Here is a 16,365-nt window from a genome sequence, read left to right on the forward strand (position 1 = left end):
TCCCTCCTTCTGCTATTTTCCTAACCGATGCTGCTTATTTCAGATAATTCATAATCAGTCCTGCCGATTCCTCAATCGCCTTATCCGTGACGTCGATGACGGGACACCCGAGCTCCTCGTACAGCGACAAGGCGTAATCCAGCTCCTCCTGGATCCGCTCCAGGGCTGCATACTGCACCTGATGCGGCAGTCCCATGACCTTTAAGCGCTCGCTGCGGATTTTGAGAAGATGCTCCGGCTCGATCGTAAGCCCGATGATCGTGCCGTTCGTGACCTCTCTGAGCTGGGAAGGCGGCGACATCTCCGGCACGATCGGGAAATTGACCGTTTTGTAGCCTTTATGTGCGAGAAACATCGACAGCGGCGTCTTCGAGATCCTGGATACGCCCAGCAGGATGATGTCCGCCTTCAAAATGGCGCTGACATCCTTGCCATCGTCATACTGGACGGCGAATTCCATCGCGTCCACCCGCCGGAAATAGCTGTCGTCCAAGCGGTGCAGCAGGCCCGGCAGCCGCTTGGGATAGTCGTTGAACGTGTCGGCAAAGGCCTGCATCATCGGCCCCATGATATCCACGGTGCGAATGTTGAGCCGGACGGCTTCTTCCCGCATGACCTCGCGAAGCTCCGGCTGAACGAGCGTATAAGCCACAAATCCTCCGCGCCTTGCCACCTCCTCCATCAATTCGGTCAATTCTTCCTCGTCGCGAACGTTCATATAACGTTTAACCTCTGTATTCGGAAGCTCGAATTGGCGCAGGGTGGCTTGAACAACCGCTTCAGCCGTCTCCCCGATGGAGTCCGAACAGATTGCTATGAAATGAGTTAATGCCTGATTCATCCGATTCCTCCCATTATTCCTCGGCTACCATGTCGAGCAGCATTTTGATAATATTCGTTTTTGTGATCCGACCGACAACCTTCCAGTGCTCCCCCGGATTTCCCGTGGTGGATGGAACGACCACCGGCAGGCTATCGATTTGGTGATTAATGATTTTTCGTGCGGCATCCAGCACCGTGTCTTCCGGCTGGACCGTTGTTACGTTGGCCCGGCGGGTCATGATCAGGCTTACCGGCATGGAGGAGGCCGTCGGGTTGCCAAGCGTTACCTTGAGCAGATCCTTACGGGACACGATACCGGCCAAATGGCCGTCGGCATCGGTAACGATCAGATTTCCCACGTTCTCCAGAAACAAGGATACAACGGCTTCGTGAATCGTCGTGGTCTCACGCACTATCACCGGAACGCCGTGCAGATCGCCAACCTTCATTTTGAGAAGGCGAAACTTTTCCTCCCGGTCGCGCGTTCCCCGCTTTCCCAGAAAGTACCCGACCTTGGGCTTGGCATCAATATAATCCAGAACCACAAGCTTGGATAAATCGGTGCGAAGGGTGGCACGGCTGACATTCAGCATCTCCGCAATCTGATCTCCTGTAATGGGTGCATGTTTTTTTACGATATCGACGATATCCTGCTGCCTTGTCGTCAGTTCGATAGTGATCCCTCCTGCGTGCATTTCCTCTACTTGCCGATATAATACGTCATATATAATATATATGCAACATATTTTCGTCTAAAAATGCATAATAAAGTATCAATAATTTTTGTTATACCCATCAAAAAAGGTTATAAATCCAATAAAAAGCATGCTTTCAGGAAAATTCCTCCCTTAAGCATGCTCGTTATTCATTCCGCTAATCGCCACGATCATTCAGTTCTGAAAGTCCGTGCCCTTGCATTCCCCTTTTCCGCAAAATCCATAAATGATTTTCACTCCGTCGGTTGGAATCGTGTCCACCATCTCATCGCATCTGGAGCATATGATCAGGCCCCATTCCTCGTTCGCCTTGCCTTTGGCTGCCTCCGGACTTGTTAACGCTTTCATAACATTTCCTCCTCATGTTTATTCACTTTGCTGCAAGGCAGTTCCCGCTTGATTATCAAGGGGTCACAAACGATTCTCCACTTCATGCCAAAGACCGCTAACCAACCTCCTACGCTTCACCCATCCTTTATTTTCCACTATATTCTTAATGTATTGGGCAAGAAATAAAGATATGAGTAAATCATGTTTAATGTAACAAAAAACATGTTAAGTAATTTTTGTGTAATCTTATCTCATCTAAAAGAGAGGGATATCCTTAATTTGGCATGATATGATAATATATACTTCGGATTCCACTAAAAATCGACATTATAGACGGAGGGTTTGGATTGAATAACACATGGCAGCTCATTAAGAAAGGAAATACCTCATCCGCCATTGCCGCACTGGGCAATACGGGATTGGCCATCATCAAGGGGATTGCCGCTTCCATCAGCGGCAGCGGGACGATGTTTGCCTCCGCCATGCATTCGGTGGCCGATGCCGTGAATCAGGGATTCGTATTCGTAGGCAGCGTCCTGGCCGAGCGGAAGCCGACCAAGAAGTTCCCCACCGGCTTCGGCAGGGTCATTAACCTGGTCTGCATGGTCGCGGTGATCGTGGTCACCATCATGGCCTATGAAACGATACTGAAGGGCTTCAAGCTGTTAAAACATCCGGAAGAAGCCACGAATTTCTGGCTCAATTTCATTGTGCTGGCCATTGCTGTTATCATTGACGGTTCCATCCTGGTTAAAGCCATGAAAGAAATTATGAAGGAGACCCGCGCCGAAGCATCGGGACTTTCCTTGCTGCCCGCCGCTTTCAAAAATGCCGGCCGCGCCGCCCCGCCGACACGGCTTGTGTTCTATGAAGATATTGTTGCAACGCTTGGCGCCCTCTTCGCGCTGATCGCCATCGTGTTCGCGCATTTCTTCAATTTCCTCATCCTGGACGGAATCGCCACGATCCTGATCGGCTGTCTGATGGTGGGCGTAGCCTTTAAGGTCGGATATGACAACATGGTCGGTTTAATCGGGGTGGCCGCTCCGAAGGACGTGGAAGAGAAAATCTCCGGAATCATTCTTGCCGATCCGGATGTTCGTGACATCAATCGTCTGCGTATTCTGCAGGAAGGCCGTAATTATCATGTGGAAGCCTACATCGAGCTGAAAAAAGGGATGACCCTGGCCGAGGCCGGGCAATCCAAAATGAGAATCAACGCCCTGTTGACCCAGGATCCGAACATCTCGGACGTGACCTTGGGCATACTGGAGGACGACGGAATCAAGCTCTGGAATCCAAGAGAGGATCTGGATCATCCGGGTCAATAAGGAAGAGGCATGCCTCAGAGTCCGTTTGGACCTCGGGCATGCCTCTTTTTTTATGCGATGCTTAATGATTGCGCTTCAGGAATTCGACCATCCGTGCATAAGCGATCTTTTCGTTGGCCTTCTTCGTAATCCCATGCCCCTCGTCTTCGAACACAAGATACTCCACGTCACGGCCCTTGGCTCTCAAGGCCTCGACGATTTGGTCGGACTCCTCTTTAACGACGCGCGGATCGTTGGCTCCCTGGATGATGAGCATCGGGTTCACCATATCATCCAGATACGTAATCGGCGAATCCTTGATGAAGCGTTCTTTATCCCGCTCCGGATCGCCTATCCAGCGCTCCATAATCGGTTTCCAGTGTTCCGGCACCGAATCGTAGAAGGTAAACAGGTTGCTGACCCCGACGATGTCGATGGCCGCCTTGAAATAATCCGGATTCCGGCCCGCCAGCAGCAGGGTCATATAACCGCCGTAGCTTCCGCCCATCACGAAGAGCTTCTCGCGGCTCGAAATCCCTTGCTCGAACAGCCAATCCATGCCTGCCAAGCAGTCCTTGCGCGGTCCCTCGCCCCAATCCTGCTCCACCAATTTCACGAAGGAGCTGCCGTAACCGGTGCTTCCCCGGAAGTTCGGGCAGAAGATGTGATACCCTTTGGCCAGGATATACTGGAACATGGAGCGGAACTGCTTGCGCTCCGAGGCTTGAGGGCCGCCATGCGGCCAAAACACCGTATAACCGTTGGCCACGTTGTCTTTGGCGCGGAACAGGAGAGCCTCGATCTCCATCCCGTCAAAAGATGGATACGTCACGACATCCGGCGTCACCAAGTCCTCATCGGTCAACCCTGTCAGCACGTTCTTTGTGATCGGGCTCCATGAGCCGCCTGCATAACGGTAAATGTTAAGCGGCTTCACCGCACCCCGGGCGAGCAGGTACAGATTGCCGGACTTCGTGACGTTCAGCTGCTCCACGATGTCCGATGGAAGAGGAATGGGGGTTAACTCACCGCCGTCGAGCGAATAGGCATATAGTCGATCCTCTACCCCTTTTTCCGTAACGATGTACAGGGTTCGTGAATCCTTATGGAAGCGCAAGAGCTGGATGCTCTCCCGGTCGATGCGGCACAGGGGTTCAAACTTCCGCTGCGGGATGTCGTAACGGGCCACGTAAGAAAATTCGGATTCATAGTCTGTTGCAAAAATGACCTGGTCATTGCTGACAAACAGCACATCCCCCGAAATATGCACCTGTTCAGGCGTAGGCGTCAAGCACAGCGGCTCTTCGCCCTCTCGCTTCACGTAACTAACATAGTAGGTGTTGGCATACATTTTCGTATACGCGATGGTTTTCTCGTCGGGGCTCACGGCACACATTTCGGTCGATGTCGCCTCGCCCTCATGCAGCAAATGATCCTCCTTGGTGTCCAGATGATACACGCGCGAATTCAGGAAGGACGGATTCCCCTTCGACGTGACATAATACAGTCGCTTGCCGTCCTCTGACAGATGCACGAAATAATGTTTGTCCTCCGCATCCGCCCCTTCGAACAAAGGCATCGGCTCGCCGCCGTTCCAGCGCAGCGCATGAAACTGATAATTCTCATTCCCGTCGCGGTCAAACGCCGTCAAGATATGCCGCCCTTCCGGGTCCAGCTTAATGAAGCTTGCGATCTGGTCATTGTATGTAAGCGGATAAGGGTAGGACGTCTCCCCTTCTAACTCCATGGCCCATAAATTGAACTTTCCGTTTAGACTGCTGCTGAATACAAGCCGTGACTCGTCTGCACTGATTCCGAAGGTACGAATGCCATACGTTTGAAAAAATTGCTCCACATCGGGCTTAGGAAAATCGATCATTCATTTGCCTCCCTGACCTCATCTTATTATCCATCGGTTAATAAATGGGTAACTCTTCCAAACCGCTGGATTATTCCCATTATAACGCAAAGCATTCTGGGGGTCACCGTTACATAGTCGGGCAGGTTACTAAGTCTGCAGACCGAGATGATGCACAAATTTTGACAGAGGCCTGTATATATTCCCGGCGCCCCCTCTTCTGCCCGCATATCTGCTGCAGGATTCCATATAAATGATAAGAACCATGTTTTTAATGACGAAGGGGGGATTCTCGTGCACCAAGACGAGATCGCGGAACTGGAACGTTCCATTGCGGAGATTACCGAGATCGCTACAGGCTTCGGCCTTGATTTTTACCCTATGCGATATGAGATCTGCCCGGCAGACATCATATACACCTTCGGCGCCTACGGCATGCCTACCCGGTTCAGCCACTGGAGCTTCGGTAAAACCTTCAATAAAATGAAGATGCAGTACGACTTCGGCCTAAGCAAAATCTACGAGCTCGTGATCAACTCCAATCCGTGTTATGCGTTTCTCCTGGACGGCAACTCCCTGATCCAGAATAAACTCATTGTCGCCCACGTCCTTGCACACTGCGATTTTTTCAAAAACAACGCCCGCTTCTCCGTCTCCAACCGCAATATGGTCGAGAGCATGTCCGCCACGGCGGAGCGCATCTCCCGCTATGAGATCGAACACGGCACGGAGGCGGTTGAGCAGTTCATCGACGCCGTGCTGGCGATTCAGGAGCATGTGGATCCCCATATCGTGAGGCCCGATAAACTCGATAAACAGCGCTACACGGCACGGCGGATGCAGGAGCAGAAGGAGGAAGCCAAGCGGCAGAAGCCTCCCGGCCGGTATGACGATTTATGGGAAATGGACGAAGACGGCGACAAACAAACCGATAAATCGCCGGCGGCGCCCAAGCGCTTCCCGCCCGAGCCGGAAAAAGACATCATGTGGTTCATTCAGGAGCACTCCGACATTCTGGAGGATTGGCAGCGGGACATTATGAGCATGCTGCGCGAGGAGATGCTGTACTTCTGGCCGCAGATGGAAACCAAAATCATGAACGAGGGCTGGGCTTCGTATTGGCATCAGCGCATCCTGCGGGAAATGGACCTGACCAGCGAGGAAACGGTGGAGTTCGCCAAGCTCAACGCCTCGGTCGTGCAGCCGTCGCGCCACAGCCTGAATCCCTACTACCTCGGACTGAAAATCTTCGAGGATATCGAGCGCCGCTGGGATCGGGAGAAGATGTTTGATGTACGCGAATACGATTCCGATATTTCCTTCCTGCGCAACTATTTAACAAAGGAACTCGTGGAGGACCTGGACCTCTATGTCTTCGAGAAAAAAGGCCCGGAGTGGAAAATCACCGACAAGGCATGGGAGAACATCCGCGATCAGCTGGTCGTCTCCCGCGTAAACGGCGGCTCGCCGTTCCTCGTCGTGACCGACGGCGATCATCTCCGTTCCGGCGAGCTGATGATCAAGCATCTGTACGAGGGCATTGAGCTCGACCTGAAGTATATGGAGCGCACCATCCCTTATGTTTACCAGCTCTGGGGCAAACCCGTGCATCTGCACAGCATCATCGAAGGCAAACCGATTCTGTTCTCCTATGACGGCAAGAAGCTGCATCGACGGTTTATTTAACGGCGGTTGAAGCAGCAAAACAACGGTATAATCACAGCAGCACCCGCGATGAGTAGGATTGCTCCATTCGCGGGTGCTGCTGTTCGTTTACATATAGGCACATCAACCGTTCGCTTCTTGACCCCTGTTATACGCTGACCTTCTCGGATGAGGTTTCGATCTCGATATCGTGCTTCCGAATATCATATTCGTGTTGAAGCGATTCCAAATCATCGGCCAGCTTCTCCATCATTTTCACGAAGGCGGCCAATTCCTGCGAGCTTGCTGCCTGATTACGCGCGTTCATGGACGTTTTCTCCGATTCCTGCTCCACGAGCCCCAGCTTGCGAATAATGCCGCTGACCTTGTCCTGAATCTCATCCATCGCCTTCTTGGAGTTGGTGGCCAGCTTCCGCACTTCGCCGGCTACCACCTCGAAGCCTCTGCCTAACTCCCCGGCATGGGCAGCCTCGATCGCCGCGTTCAGGCCAAGCAGGTGGCTCTGATCCGAAATTTCCCGTATCAAACTTCCCATCTGCTCGATATGCAAAATTTCTTCGCCCAGCTCGGAAGTCAGCGTATGCGCCTTATCCTGCGCCTCCGCCGTTTTCATGGCGTTGTCGGCCATCAGCGCCGCACTCTGATCCAGTTCCACGATCATGGCCGTCAATTCTTGAACCGCGGTTGTAATCGCTTCCAACATTTTTTGCTGATCCGAAGCCAGGTTGCTGATTTTCTCTTTCTCTTTCATTTCGTAAGCTTCCAATACGAGCTGGGAATCCAGGTTAAACATTTTGCTCAGGGCATGCACCACTTGAATCCATTGATCCGGTACGAGCTTCTTCAATAAATCGGCGGCAATATCCAAATAAACCATGTAGCTTCCAAGGTAATAGTCCGTGGTCAGGCCGATTCTGGAGTGAACTTGTCCGATCTTAATCCGTTCGGCAATATAAGCATCGTCCACTCTTCCTGAAGCAAGCGACATCCAATACACCCGCTGGGTCTCCTTAAGCCGTTCCACGGTCGAGGTGCGTCCGATAATCTGCATCAGCTGCGGTTGCGTTCCGATCTGCGCGTAAAACCGGTCCACGACCTCTTCAACCACCTTCGCAAATACCTCACGATGATTTGCGAGAAGCTCCAATCCCTGCTCGTCCAATCCGATATACTCCAACTGCTGGCGTCTTTTCGGGGAAACATCAATCATTTCGAAAAATCCACTCCTAAATAGGTGATCCATATCACAGGTTCAAGTACTTAGGGTCCATTATAGCCTATATTTACCACCTCGGCATAATCCCAAAGTCCTAATTGTGTGTAGATTTGCACATACAATCGGGCAATCCCCTCCAAACGAGGAGAAGCCACCCGGTTCCACGGGCGGCTTCTTCAGACATTCCGCTTCTGCTATTCCTTATTCGGTCTTACCGGTTTAACAGGCTGCCCACGTAACGCAGCAGCTCATTGGCGCATACCGGGCAGTACCCGTGCTCCTCGATCAGCCTGGAGCTTACCTCGTTGATCCGTTTCAGCTGCACGGCATCCGGCGTTTTGGTCGAGGTCGTAATTTTGACGATGTCCTTGAGGTCCGTGAACAGCTTCTTCTCAATCGCTTCCCGAAGGCGCTCATGATTATGGTACTCGAACTTTTTGCCCTTGCGGGAATAAGCCGAGATACGAATCATGATTTCCTCCCGGAACGCCTTCTTTGCGTTCTCCGAGACGCCGATCTGCTCCTCGATCGAGCGCATTAATCTTTCGTCCGGATCCATCTCCTCGTCGGTCAACGGATCGCGGATTTTCGTCCAGTTGCAGAACGCTTCGATGTTATCCAAATAATTCTCGAACAGCGTCTTGGCGGACTCCTCGAAGGAATACACAAAAGCCTTCTGGACTTCCTTCTTGGCCAGATCGTCATACTCCTTGCGAGCGGCGGCAATGAAATTCAGGTAGCGTTCCCGTTCCTCCTTGGCAATGGACGCATGCTGATCCAGCCCATCCTTGATCGCCCGCAGCATATCCAGCGCGTTAATGCACTGAAGATCCTGCTTAATCAAAGCACTGGATATCCGGTTGATGACATAACGCGGATCGATGCCGGACATGCCTTCCTCCAGATATTCGTTCTGCATCTCCTTCAGGTCCGCTTCCTTATACCCTTCAACCTCCACCCCGTCGTACATGCGCATCTTCTTGATCAGATCCATGCCCTGCTTCTTCGTTTCCTTCAGACGCGTCAAGACGGAGAATATCGCGGCAGATCGAAGCGCGTGCGGCGCGATGTGGATATGCTTCATGTCGCTTTGGCCGATCAGCTTCGAGTAAATCTTCTCCTCGTCGCTGACTCGCAGATTATACGGGATCGGCATGACGATCATCCGGGATTGCAGGGCCTCGTTTTTCTTATTGGCAATGAACGCCTTATACTCGGATTCGTTGGTATGGGCCACGATCAGCTCATCCGCGCTTATCAGCGCGAACCGGCCCGCCTTAAAGTTCCCTTCCTGGGTCAGGGAGAGCAAGTTCCATAGAAATTTTTCGTCGCATTTCAGCATCTCTTGGAATTCCATCAAACCGCGGTTCGCTTTGTTTAACTCGCCGTCGAACCGGTAGGCGCGCGGATCCGATTCGGAGCCGTATTCCGTGATGGTGGAGAAATCGATGCTGCCGGTCAAATCGGCAATATCCTGCGACTTGGGATCCGACGGACTGAACGTGCCGATGCCGACCCGGTTCTCCTCGGAGATTAATATCCGCTCGACTTCAACCTTTTCGATATCGCCGCCGTACTCGGTTTTAAGACGAAGCTGGCAGGCCGGGCACAAATTCCCCTCGATTCGGACGCCGAGCTCCTTCTCGATCTCCGGTCTTAGCTCCATCGGAATCAAATGCAGCGGCTCTTCCTGCATCGGGCAGCCGGCGATCGCGTATACCGCTCCCCGGTCGGTGCGGGAATGCTTCTCGAGGCCGCGCTTTAGCATCGTGACAAGCGTGGATTTGCCGCCGCTGACAGGTCCCATAAGCAGCAGTATGCGTTTGCGCACATCGAGCCTGCGGGCTGCAGAATGGAAGTACTCCTCCACGAGTTTCTCGACAGCCCGGTCGAGGCCGAAGATTTCCTGTTCAAAAAACTTATATTTTTTCTGGCCCCCGCTCTCTTCGAAACCGTAGGATTCGATCATGTCATATACACGGGCATGGGCCGTCATGGCTGGAGAGGGATCCTTCTTAAGTATTTCAATGTATTCCCTGAATGTGCCGCTCCACGCCAAACGGTCGCCTTCTGCCCGATACGATGCTATGCGTTCGAAAATATCCATATCGCTACCTCCTATGAGTCTGTTTATGGGGATTGGCTTCCATTCCACAGCGTCATTAGAAAACATTCCATTATCGAAAAAGTGTATTACATACCTATGCGGCTTGCTTGGAATAGTTGACCTTATTTTCGAAGTCACGCGTATGCTTTTTTATCTAACCACCGGTTCATTCTACACTCGGGTACGCCGCGAAAGCAGTACCCATGCTATACTGAAATTACATTGACGTAACATTAGCAACTTTCGATTAAAAGGAGAGTCATCATGGCGATAAAGCATGAAGCCGAGCTGTACGCTCCCCTGAAGGCCTTTTTTGAATTAAACGGATATGAAGTCAAAGGCGAGGTACGAAATTGCGATCTGGTCGGCATGAAAGACGGCGCCGATGAACCGCTGATCGTGGAGCTGAAAAAAACGTTCAATCTGGCCCTGCTGCTCCAAGGCATTGAGCGGCTGAAGCTGACCCCGTACGTATACCTGGCCGTCGAGAAGAGCCGGGCGAAGAAAGGAGCGGTCAACCAGCGCTGGTCCGAGCTGACGGGGCTTTGCGGACGACTGGGATTGGGGCTCATCACGGTCACCTTCTACAAAACCAAGGCGCCCTTCGTCGAGGTGCTCTGCGAGCCGGAGATGGCCGTGCAGAAGGGCCGCACCGCCATTAGGCGCAAGGAACGCCTGCTGTACGAGTTTCGGGAGCGCAGCGGCGATTACAACACGGGCGGAGTGACGAGGGCCAAGCTGGTCACGGCTTACCGTGAGAAAACGCTGCGCGTTGCTGCTGCCATGAATGCAGCGGAAGCGGAGCAGCGCAGCATGCACGAAGCGGCCCTCGATGGGCGTGAGCTCCAAGAAAAAGCTGTCCCTGCAGTGCCGCCCGGCATTTCTCCCGCGGCTGTGCGGGATCGGAGCGGCGTGGGTTCGGCGGCAGACATTCTGCAGCGCAACTACTACGGCTGGTTCCGTCGGGTGAGCCGCGGACGCTACGTGCTGACGCCGGCAGGCGTGCAGGCCTTGGCAGACTATGCCACCGTATTGAAATCATAATGATTGAATATAGACCGGATCTTGAAACCCATACAAATCCGCCAACGAAAAAAAGCTGCGGATTGAGCCTATCAGCCTGGCTCGATCCGCAGCTTTGCTATGTTCAACGCGTTCGTAAAAGGAAATCTTCCATGTCTAATTCCGGGCCGTAAATTCCATCACGGCTTCGCTGATGAGATTCATGCCGAGCAGCAGCTCATCCCGCCCGGGATGCGTAAAATTCAGCCGGATGCACTCCCTGGTTCGATCTGCCGCCGAGCACATCGAGCCCGGAAGGAATGCCGCTCCCTTCAGCAAGGCCGCCCTTAGGAGCGCATCCCCGTCCAATCCTGGGGGCAGCTGCACCCAGAGAAACATCCCGCCGGGCGGTACCGCGTACCTCGAATCCTTCCATGCGCTGCGTTTCAGCAGCTCCACCATCAGCTTGAGCCTCGTTGCGTACTCCCGGTTGAGCATGTCGATATGATCCTCCAGCTTAAAATGCTTCGATTCCAGCAGATGGTGCAGCATCCGCTGGTTGAGCATGCTGGATTGCCAGTCGGCCATCTGCTTCACGGCCGTCATCATCTCGATCAATCGCCGGCTCCCGGCGGCCCATCCCGTTCGAAGCGCGGGGGCTACGGTTTTGCTGAAAGAGCCTACATACAGAACATGTCCTCCCTGCGGCTCTTCGAGCGAGAAGATGGAAGGAATGCGGGGCTTCGCATTCTTGGCATCCGCGAAATGAAGGTCGCCGTATGAATCATCCTCCACGACAAGAAGCCCATGCGAGACGCATAGCTTCAGCACCTGCTGACGCCGCTCCAAACTCCACATGACGCCGGTCGGATTGGTAAAATTAGGCGCGGCCATAAGCAGCTTCGGCTTATGCTGCCGGATCATGGCCTCCAGATTCTCGGGCAGCATCCCGTCATGATCTCCCTCCACTGGAACGATGACGGCACCTTGAAGACGCAGCACCTGAAGCAGTCCGGGGGAGGTCGGGTTCTCCACCAGCACCGGGTCCCCAGGATCCACGTACACCCTGACCAGCAAATCGATGGCCTGCTGGGTGCCTGTCGTCAGCAAAATATGCTGGGGCTGGACGCTCAGGCCTTTCCGCCGGGAGAAGTCCTCGCTCAGCCACTCGCGGAGCGGCCCATAGCCTTCCGCCTCACCGTACTGCAGGGCCAGCGGGTCCTCGGACAGCACCGATGTCGCCGCCTCCGCCAGAGAATGCAAAGGGAATAACTCTTCGGCCGGCAGCTCTTCCGCCAAGGAAATAAAAGAATCCCGCTTCGCAAGTTCCCTGATATCGCGCAGCGGGGATGACAAAAGGGTCTGTGCACGGGAAGCAAAGGAATACTGCATGGAAGTCCCCCCTCTAACCGTTATCAAAACCTCGGTTTTGTATTCAGGAGCCTCTTATATAACCTCTAAAAGGTATTCCTGATATTTATATATTATAACCTTAATCCTGCATTAGGCATAAATTTGCCTGCCTTGGCGGGTGTACAGGGCATACTTCTCGATGGCCTGCGCACGGGTGGAAACCCCGAGCTTCACGTATATTTTGCGAAGGTAGTTGTCGATCGAGCGGCGGCTTACCTGAATTTCCATGGCGATTTTGTCGTACGTAATGCCCTGGACGATCCGTTCCATTATAAAAGCCTCCGTCTCGGAGAGCTGGAGCCCGCCTTCGTTCATCGCAGAGGCCGTCAGCGGCCAGATGCCTTGCCTTACCCAGTCGAGCGGCAGCGAGGCAACGCCCTCCCGTAGTCCGGTAATCATATGTATGAGCTGGAAAGTGGATGCCTGCTTGGACAACAGGCCGCTCGCGCCGCGACTGATCAAAGACTGGAGCAAGGGAAGCCCGTCATTATCGGTCATAATGACGACATGGGTCTTCGGTGACAGCAGCTTCATCTGCTCCAACACCGCTTCGGACGTATGATCCGACAAATGATAATCCAATAGTACCAAGTCAGGAAGCAAATCCTCGACCATTCGAAGCCCTTCCGAACCCGAGGATGTCATTCCCTCTACGAGCAGATCCTGCTGCTCTTCCAAAATCAATTTCGTTCCCAGCATGCTTGTAGGTTGACTTCCGACGATAACTACCCGCCAAACCTGATTCATTTTCTAATAGACCTCCTGTATCAACAAACTTGGCTCTCTAGCATCTCTATTAAGTAAGCGCCGTCAATTCCTTGCGTTACCGTCATGCGAATTCCCGTTGTTTGCAGATATGGACAGACGCAAATTCCAGCCGTTATTCGCATAGAAAAAAGGTTAATTAATCCTATAGGCGCAGGGATTATGACGGCATGCATGGCGAATGTCTTATATGTATCCTAATTGATAATCAAATCTATACAGATTGTATCCCACTCTAACTTTCTAAGCAATCTCTTTTTCATAAAAACAAGTGCTATTGGTTCGTCTTTGCGAAAGTAATCCTGACATGATAGAATGATACCTGGAAAAAATGATAGATTTTGAGGGGTGATGAAATGCCAATGTTGGAGCCGGAAAACAATACCCCCTATAAATCCCGTGAGGAAGTGCATCAAAAGGGGCCATCCGCCAAATGGTTCTGGGTATTTTGGATTGTGCTGATCGGGCTGGGTACCACCGCAGCCTACCTATATAGCAATCATTTGAAAGAGCAAGTCGTGGTGCAGCTGCAGCAGGATACGCGCCAGGAGATGGCGGCATTCAAAGCGGAGTACGATCAAAGGTTTAACGAGCTGGTTCAGGAAATGGACGAGATGCAGAGCAAGGTTCAGTCGTTTAATGAGCTTCTGACCTTTACCAAGGATCAGGCTAGCGGCAAGACGGACAACAGCAACAAGCTGTACAGCCAATTAAGCCAAGTCGAGAAACAGCTGAAAGAGCTGGAACGCAAGATGGAGCTGCTGAAGTGAGAAAACTGAAGTATATCCGTCCTAAACAGTTAAACCGCACGTTTATGCTTGCCATTGCACCATTTATCGGGATGCTGCTGTGCATGTGGTTAATTACCGAGCCGCCGCGCCTGTCGCACGAAACCGCGGAGTACATACCGTCGGGCAGCATATCGGAACAATCCGCCGTGATCAAGCAGGATTTGGATCAAGCTGCAGTCTCTGCAGAACAGACGATATCCTCCATTGAAAAAACGGCCAAGCTCTATCGGCAGACGACCGCTACGGTAGGAACCATTCTGCAAACAGCGGAATCACAGGCCGCGCGGCCGGAGCAAATCTATAATCGCCGGATTACAGCCAAACTGGGTGTCCCGATCGAAACGGTCAACAGCGACCGGATTCGAATCGAATTGTACAAGATCAATCCGGGCACCTATCATGGCTATGCGATGAAGGTCAAACTGAAGGATCCTTCCGCAATGAAGATGTCGCTCGGCAGCGAAAGCGGCAGACCCGGATCCGTCGAAACCACGATGCGCGCCGTAAGCCGGCATGGCGCCGTTGCGGGGATTAATGCCGGCGGATACGCTGACGGGAACGGGGGCAGACATCCGCTGAGCACGACCTTTTACGACGGCAAATACGTCTCGGGATTTCAACCGAGCTTTAAGGATCTGGCCTTTGTCGGCCTAAGCAAATCCGGCAAGCTGATCGGCGGCAAGTTCTACAGCCAGAGCGACCTTGACCGGCTCGATCCGATGTTCGGGGCCACCTTTGTGCCGGTGCTGCTCCAAAACGGCAGAAAAACGACGATCCCGGACAAATGGAAAACGACTTCCGGCCGGGCACCACGCACGGTCATCGGCAATTACAAGGACGATCAGCTGCTCATCCTCGTTACCGAAGGATATGATGAGAAGGGGAAATCGGGAGCCACGCTGCAAGAGCTGCAAACCAAACTGAAAAAAATGGGCGTGATCGACGCCTATAACCTGGATGGCGGCGGTTCCGCATCCCTTGTTCTGAACGGACGCGTCGTGAACAAGCCGTCGGACGGCAGTCTGCGGCCGGTACCCACGCACTTCTTGTTTTTCAAATGATAGAGTCGGCACTCATATTCTCGTTTATTTTTTGGCCCAAGGTGGTTATAATAAAGTTAGCTTAGCAGGAGGTGGCATGAATGTCGTTCTCATTAACATTTTGGATCGTCATGCTCGTATTCGCCCTTTATATGGTTGGCATTTGGACCGCGGCATACAACGATGACAAAACCAAAGGCCTGTAAGGCGACTCCCTCGTATATCGGGGGAGTTTTATTTTTTCGGACAAAAAAGGCACCGCTCATCAGCGATGCTCAAAAGGAATTTCATCGTTCACATATAAGGACATTAGGCATGTTTAGGAAGCTGCTGCATTTCGGACATGCATTGCGAACAGATATAGCGCTCCTTAAACTCGCTTACGCCGTCCATGGAGCCACAGAAGACGCATTTCGGGCGATAGCGCTCCAATATAATATGGTCCCCCTGTACAAGGATTTCTACGGGATCCCCCTCGTTCATTTGATATCTCTTGCGCAGAGACTTAGGCAGAACGATTCTTCCCAGCTGATCAACTTTACGGACAACACCAGCAGGTTTCATAACGATTGTACACCTCTTTCATTTTCAACAAGTGATTTCTGACACCACAGTTCCAGAACTGATAACAAGGGCCTAGTATAATAGTTCGATAAAAAGTTGTCGAATCCTGCTGGATGTTAAGAATTTCTTAGTTTTTTTCAACATCAACTAGGTATACTGGATGATTTTCCCCAAAAATGCGCGATTTTTCAGCTGTTCTTATTCCATACCCGGGAAATCCAGCTGGCGTAGTGCCTCATATACCATAATCGCCGCGGAGTTGGACAGATTCAACGATCGGACCTTATCCGTCATCGGCATGCGGATGCAATGCTCGGCATTTGCGGCCAGCAGTTCCGGAGGCAATCCCTTGGTTTCTTTGCCGAACACCAAAAAATCCCCATCCTGATATTCGATGTCCATGTAACGCTTGGTAGCCTTCGTCGTAGCGTAGAAATAACGCCCTTCCGGATAGAGCGCCTGCAATTCCTCAAAGGAATCGTGATATTCAATATGTACGGCGTACCAGTAATCCAGTCCGGCCCGTTTCAATGTCTTGTCGTCTGTATTAAAGCCGAGCGGACGGACCAGGTGCAGATGCGTGCCCGTGGCGGCACAGGTTCTGGCGATATTGCCCGTATTCGCTGGAATTTCCGGTTCGACTAGTACGATGTGTAATGCCATGTTGATAAGTCCACCTTTTCTTCTGTTTTATTTTATTCTTATTATAACCGATTCCATTCCGAATTCCCGGGATATCCAGAAATAACCTTCCGCCAGCTTGGCA

15 protein-coding genes are annotated in these 16,365 nt (G+C 52.2%); 5 read left to right on the plus strand and 10 right to left on the minus strand.

Features of this window, described 5'->3' with window-relative positions; all coding sequences use genetic code 11:
* Nucleotides 1–34 precede the first annotated feature (34 nt).
* From P0X86_RS25485 to P0X86_RS25495, 3 genes are all read right to left on the minus strand, one after another.
* Nucleotides 35–841, minus strand: coding sequence for a pyruvate, water dikinase regulatory protein (locus tag P0X86_RS25485; protein ID WP_009595762.1), 807 nt, complete (start codon nt 839–841; stop codon nt 35–37).
* 13 nt (nt 842–854) lie between these two features.
* The gene (locus P0X86_RS25490) at nt 855–1,517 is read right to left on the minus strand and encodes a helix-turn-helix transcriptional regulator (protein ID WP_009595798.1); all 663 of its coding nucleotides are present in this window, start codon (nt 1,515–1,517) and stop codon (nt 855–857) included.
* Between the two features lie 195 nt (nt 1,518–1,712).
* Nucleotides 1,713–1,886 (minus strand): GapA-binding peptide SR1P, encoded by a 174-nt coding sequence (locus tag P0X86_RS25495; protein ID WP_015737095.1) that lies wholly within the window; start codon nt 1,884–1,886, stop codon nt 1,713–1,715.
* Between the two features lie 329 nt (nt 1,887–2,215).
* On the opposite strand from P0X86_RS25495, the gene P0X86_RS25500 reads away from it, so the two are divergent.
* Nucleotides 2,216–3,199, plus strand: coding sequence for a cation diffusion facilitator family transporter (locus P0X86_RS25500; protein WP_015737096.1), 984 nt, complete (start codon nt 2,216–2,218; stop codon nt 3,197–3,199).
* A 61-nt stretch (nt 3,200–3,260) separates the two neighbouring features.
* Here the strand turns inward: P0X86_RS25500 and P0X86_RS25505 are convergent, their stop codons facing one another.
* Entirely contained in the window at nt 3,261–5,057 is a 1,797-nt protein-coding gene (locus P0X86_RS25505) for a S9 family peptidase (RefSeq protein WP_096776396.1), read from the minus strand.
* 273 nt (nt 5,058–5,330) lie between these two features.
* On the opposite strand from P0X86_RS25505, the gene P0X86_RS25510 reads away from it, so the two are divergent.
* The gene (locus P0X86_RS25510) at nt 5,331–6,722 is read left to right on the plus strand and encodes a SpoVR family protein (protein WP_277746778.1); all 1,392 of its coding nucleotides are present in this window, start codon (nt 5,331–5,333) and stop codon (nt 6,720–6,722) included.
* Between the two features lie 127 nt (nt 6,723–6,849).
* Here P0X86_RS25510 and P0X86_RS25515 read toward each other — a convergent pair whose 3' ends face one another.
* Both P0X86_RS25515 and P0X86_RS25520 read right to left on the minus strand, forming a co-directional pair.
* Nucleotides 6,850–7,911 carry a globin-coupled sensor protein gene (locus P0X86_RS25515; RefSeq protein ID WP_192570769.1) on the minus strand — a complete coding sequence of 354 codons (1,062 nt, stop codon included), beginning with the start codon at nt 7,909–7,911 and terminating at the stop codon, nt 6,850–6,852.
* A 217-nt stretch (nt 7,912–8,128) separates the two neighbouring features.
* Nucleotides 8,129–10,024: a PrkA family serine protein kinase gene (locus tag P0X86_RS25520; RefSeq protein WP_096776399.1), complete on the minus strand. Its 1,896-nt coding sequence runs from the start codon at nt 10,022–10,024 to the stop codon at nt 8,129–8,131.
* A gap of 264 nt (nt 10,025–10,288) precedes the next feature.
* Between P0X86_RS25520 and P0X86_RS25525 the strand changes: the two genes are divergently transcribed.
* The gene (locus tag P0X86_RS25525) at nt 10,289–11,068 is read left to right on the plus strand and encodes a DUF2161 family putative PD-(D/E)XK-type phosphodiesterase (protein WP_277746779.1); all 780 of its coding nucleotides are present in this window, start codon (nt 10,289–10,291) and stop codon (nt 11,066–11,068) included.
* A gap of 135 nt (nt 11,069–11,203) precedes the next feature.
* On the opposite strand, the gene P0X86_RS25530 is transcribed toward P0X86_RS25525, so the two are convergent.
* Together P0X86_RS25530 and P0X86_RS25535 are read right to left on the minus strand one after the other, a co-directional pair.
* The gene (locus tag P0X86_RS25530) at nt 11,204–12,418 is read right to left on the minus strand and encodes an aminotransferase-like domain-containing protein (RefSeq protein WP_277746780.1); all 1,215 of its coding nucleotides are present in this window, start codon (nt 12,416–12,418) and stop codon (nt 11,204–11,206) included.
* 111 nt (nt 12,419–12,529) lie between these two features.
* Complete coding sequence (locus P0X86_RS25535) at nt 12,530–13,186, minus strand: DNA-binding response regulator (RefSeq protein ID WP_009595829.1); 657 nt, start codon at nt 13,184–13,186, stop codon at nt 12,530–12,532.
* Between the two features lie 380 nt (nt 13,187–13,566).
* Between P0X86_RS25535 and P0X86_RS25540 the strand changes: the two genes are divergently transcribed.
* A complete protein-coding gene (locus P0X86_RS25540; protein ID WP_009595774.1) occupies nt 13,567–13,974 on the plus strand; it encodes a hypothetical protein in 408 nt (135 codons plus the stop codon).
* Complete coding sequence (locus P0X86_RS25545) at nt 13,971–15,056, plus strand: phosphodiester glycosidase family protein (RefSeq protein WP_277746781.1); 1,086 nt, start codon at nt 13,971–13,973, stop codon at nt 15,054–15,056. Before P0X86_RS25540 ends, P0X86_RS25545 begins: the two co-directional genes overlap by 4 nt.
* Nucleotides 15,057–15,344: 288 nt before the next feature.
* On the opposite strand, the gene P0X86_RS25550 is transcribed toward P0X86_RS25545, so the two are convergent.
* Nucleotides 15,345–15,599 (minus strand): AbrB/MazE/SpoVT family DNA-binding domain-containing protein, encoded by a 255-nt coding sequence (locus P0X86_RS25550; RefSeq protein ID WP_009595823.1) that lies wholly within the window; start codon nt 15,597–15,599, stop codon nt 15,345–15,347.
* 198 nt (nt 15,600–15,797) lie between these two features.
* Nucleotides 15,798–16,262, minus strand: a complete 465-nt coding sequence (trmL, locus tag P0X86_RS25555; RefSeq protein ID WP_036659940.1) for a tRNA (uridine(34)/cytosine(34)/5-carboxymethylaminomethyluridine(34)-2'-O)-methyltransferase TrmL — start codon at nt 16,260–16,262, stop codon at nt 15,798–15,800.
* Between the last annotated feature and the right edge of the window lie 103 nt (nt 16,263–16,365).

Source organism: Paenibacillus sp. BR1-192 (genome assembly GCF_029542445.1).
Classification (GTDB): domain Bacteria; phylum Bacillota; class Bacilli; order Paenibacillales; family Paenibacillaceae; genus Paenibacillus_AQ; species Paenibacillus_AQ lautus_A.

Coding starts and splice junctions, on each gene's coding strand:
- P0X86_RS25485 (WP_009595762.1), bottom strand. CDS start 841: ATGAATCAGGCATTAACTCATTTCATAGCAATCTGTTCGGACTCCATC.
- P0X86_RS25490 (WP_009595798.1), bottom strand. CDS start 1,517: ATGCACGCAGGAGGGATCACTATCGAACTGACGACAAGGCAGCAGGAT.
- P0X86_RS25495 (WP_015737095.1), bottom strand. CDS start 1,886: ATGAAAGCGTTAACAAGTCCGGAGGCAGCCAAAGGCAAGGCGAACGAG.
- P0X86_RS25505 (WP_096776396.1), bottom strand. CDS start 5,057: ATGATCGATTTTCCTAAGCCCGATGTGGAGCAATTTTTTCAAACGTAT.
- P0X86_RS25515 (WP_192570769.1), bottom strand. CDS start 7,911: ATGATTGATGTTTCCCCGAAAAGACGCCAGCAGTTGGAGTATATCGGA.
- P0X86_RS25520 (WP_096776399.1), bottom strand. CDS start 10,024: ATGGATATTTTCGAACGCATAGCATCGTATCGGGCAGAAGGCGACCGT.
- P0X86_RS25525 (WP_277746779.1), top strand. CDS start 10,289: ATGGCGATAAAGCATGAAGCCGAGCTGTACGCTCCCCTGAAGGCCTTT.
- P0X86_RS25530 (WP_277746780.1), bottom strand. CDS start 12,418: ATGCAGTATTCCTTTGCTTCCCGTGCACAGACCCTTTTGTCATCCCCG.
- P0X86_RS25535 (WP_009595829.1), bottom strand. CDS start 13,186: ATGAATCAGGTTTGGCGGGTAGTTATCGTCGGAAGTCAACCTACAAGC.
- P0X86_RS25540 (WP_009595774.1), top strand. CDS start 13,567: ATGTTGGAGCCGGAAAACAATACCCCCTATAAATCCCGTGAGGAAGTG.
- P0X86_RS25550 (WP_009595823.1), bottom strand. CDS start 15,599: ATGAAACCTGCTGGTGTTGTCCGTAAAGTTGATCAGCTGGGAAGAATC.
- trmL (WP_036659940.1), bottom strand. CDS start 16,262: ATGGCATTACACATCGTACTAGTCGAACCGGAAATTCCAGCGAATACG.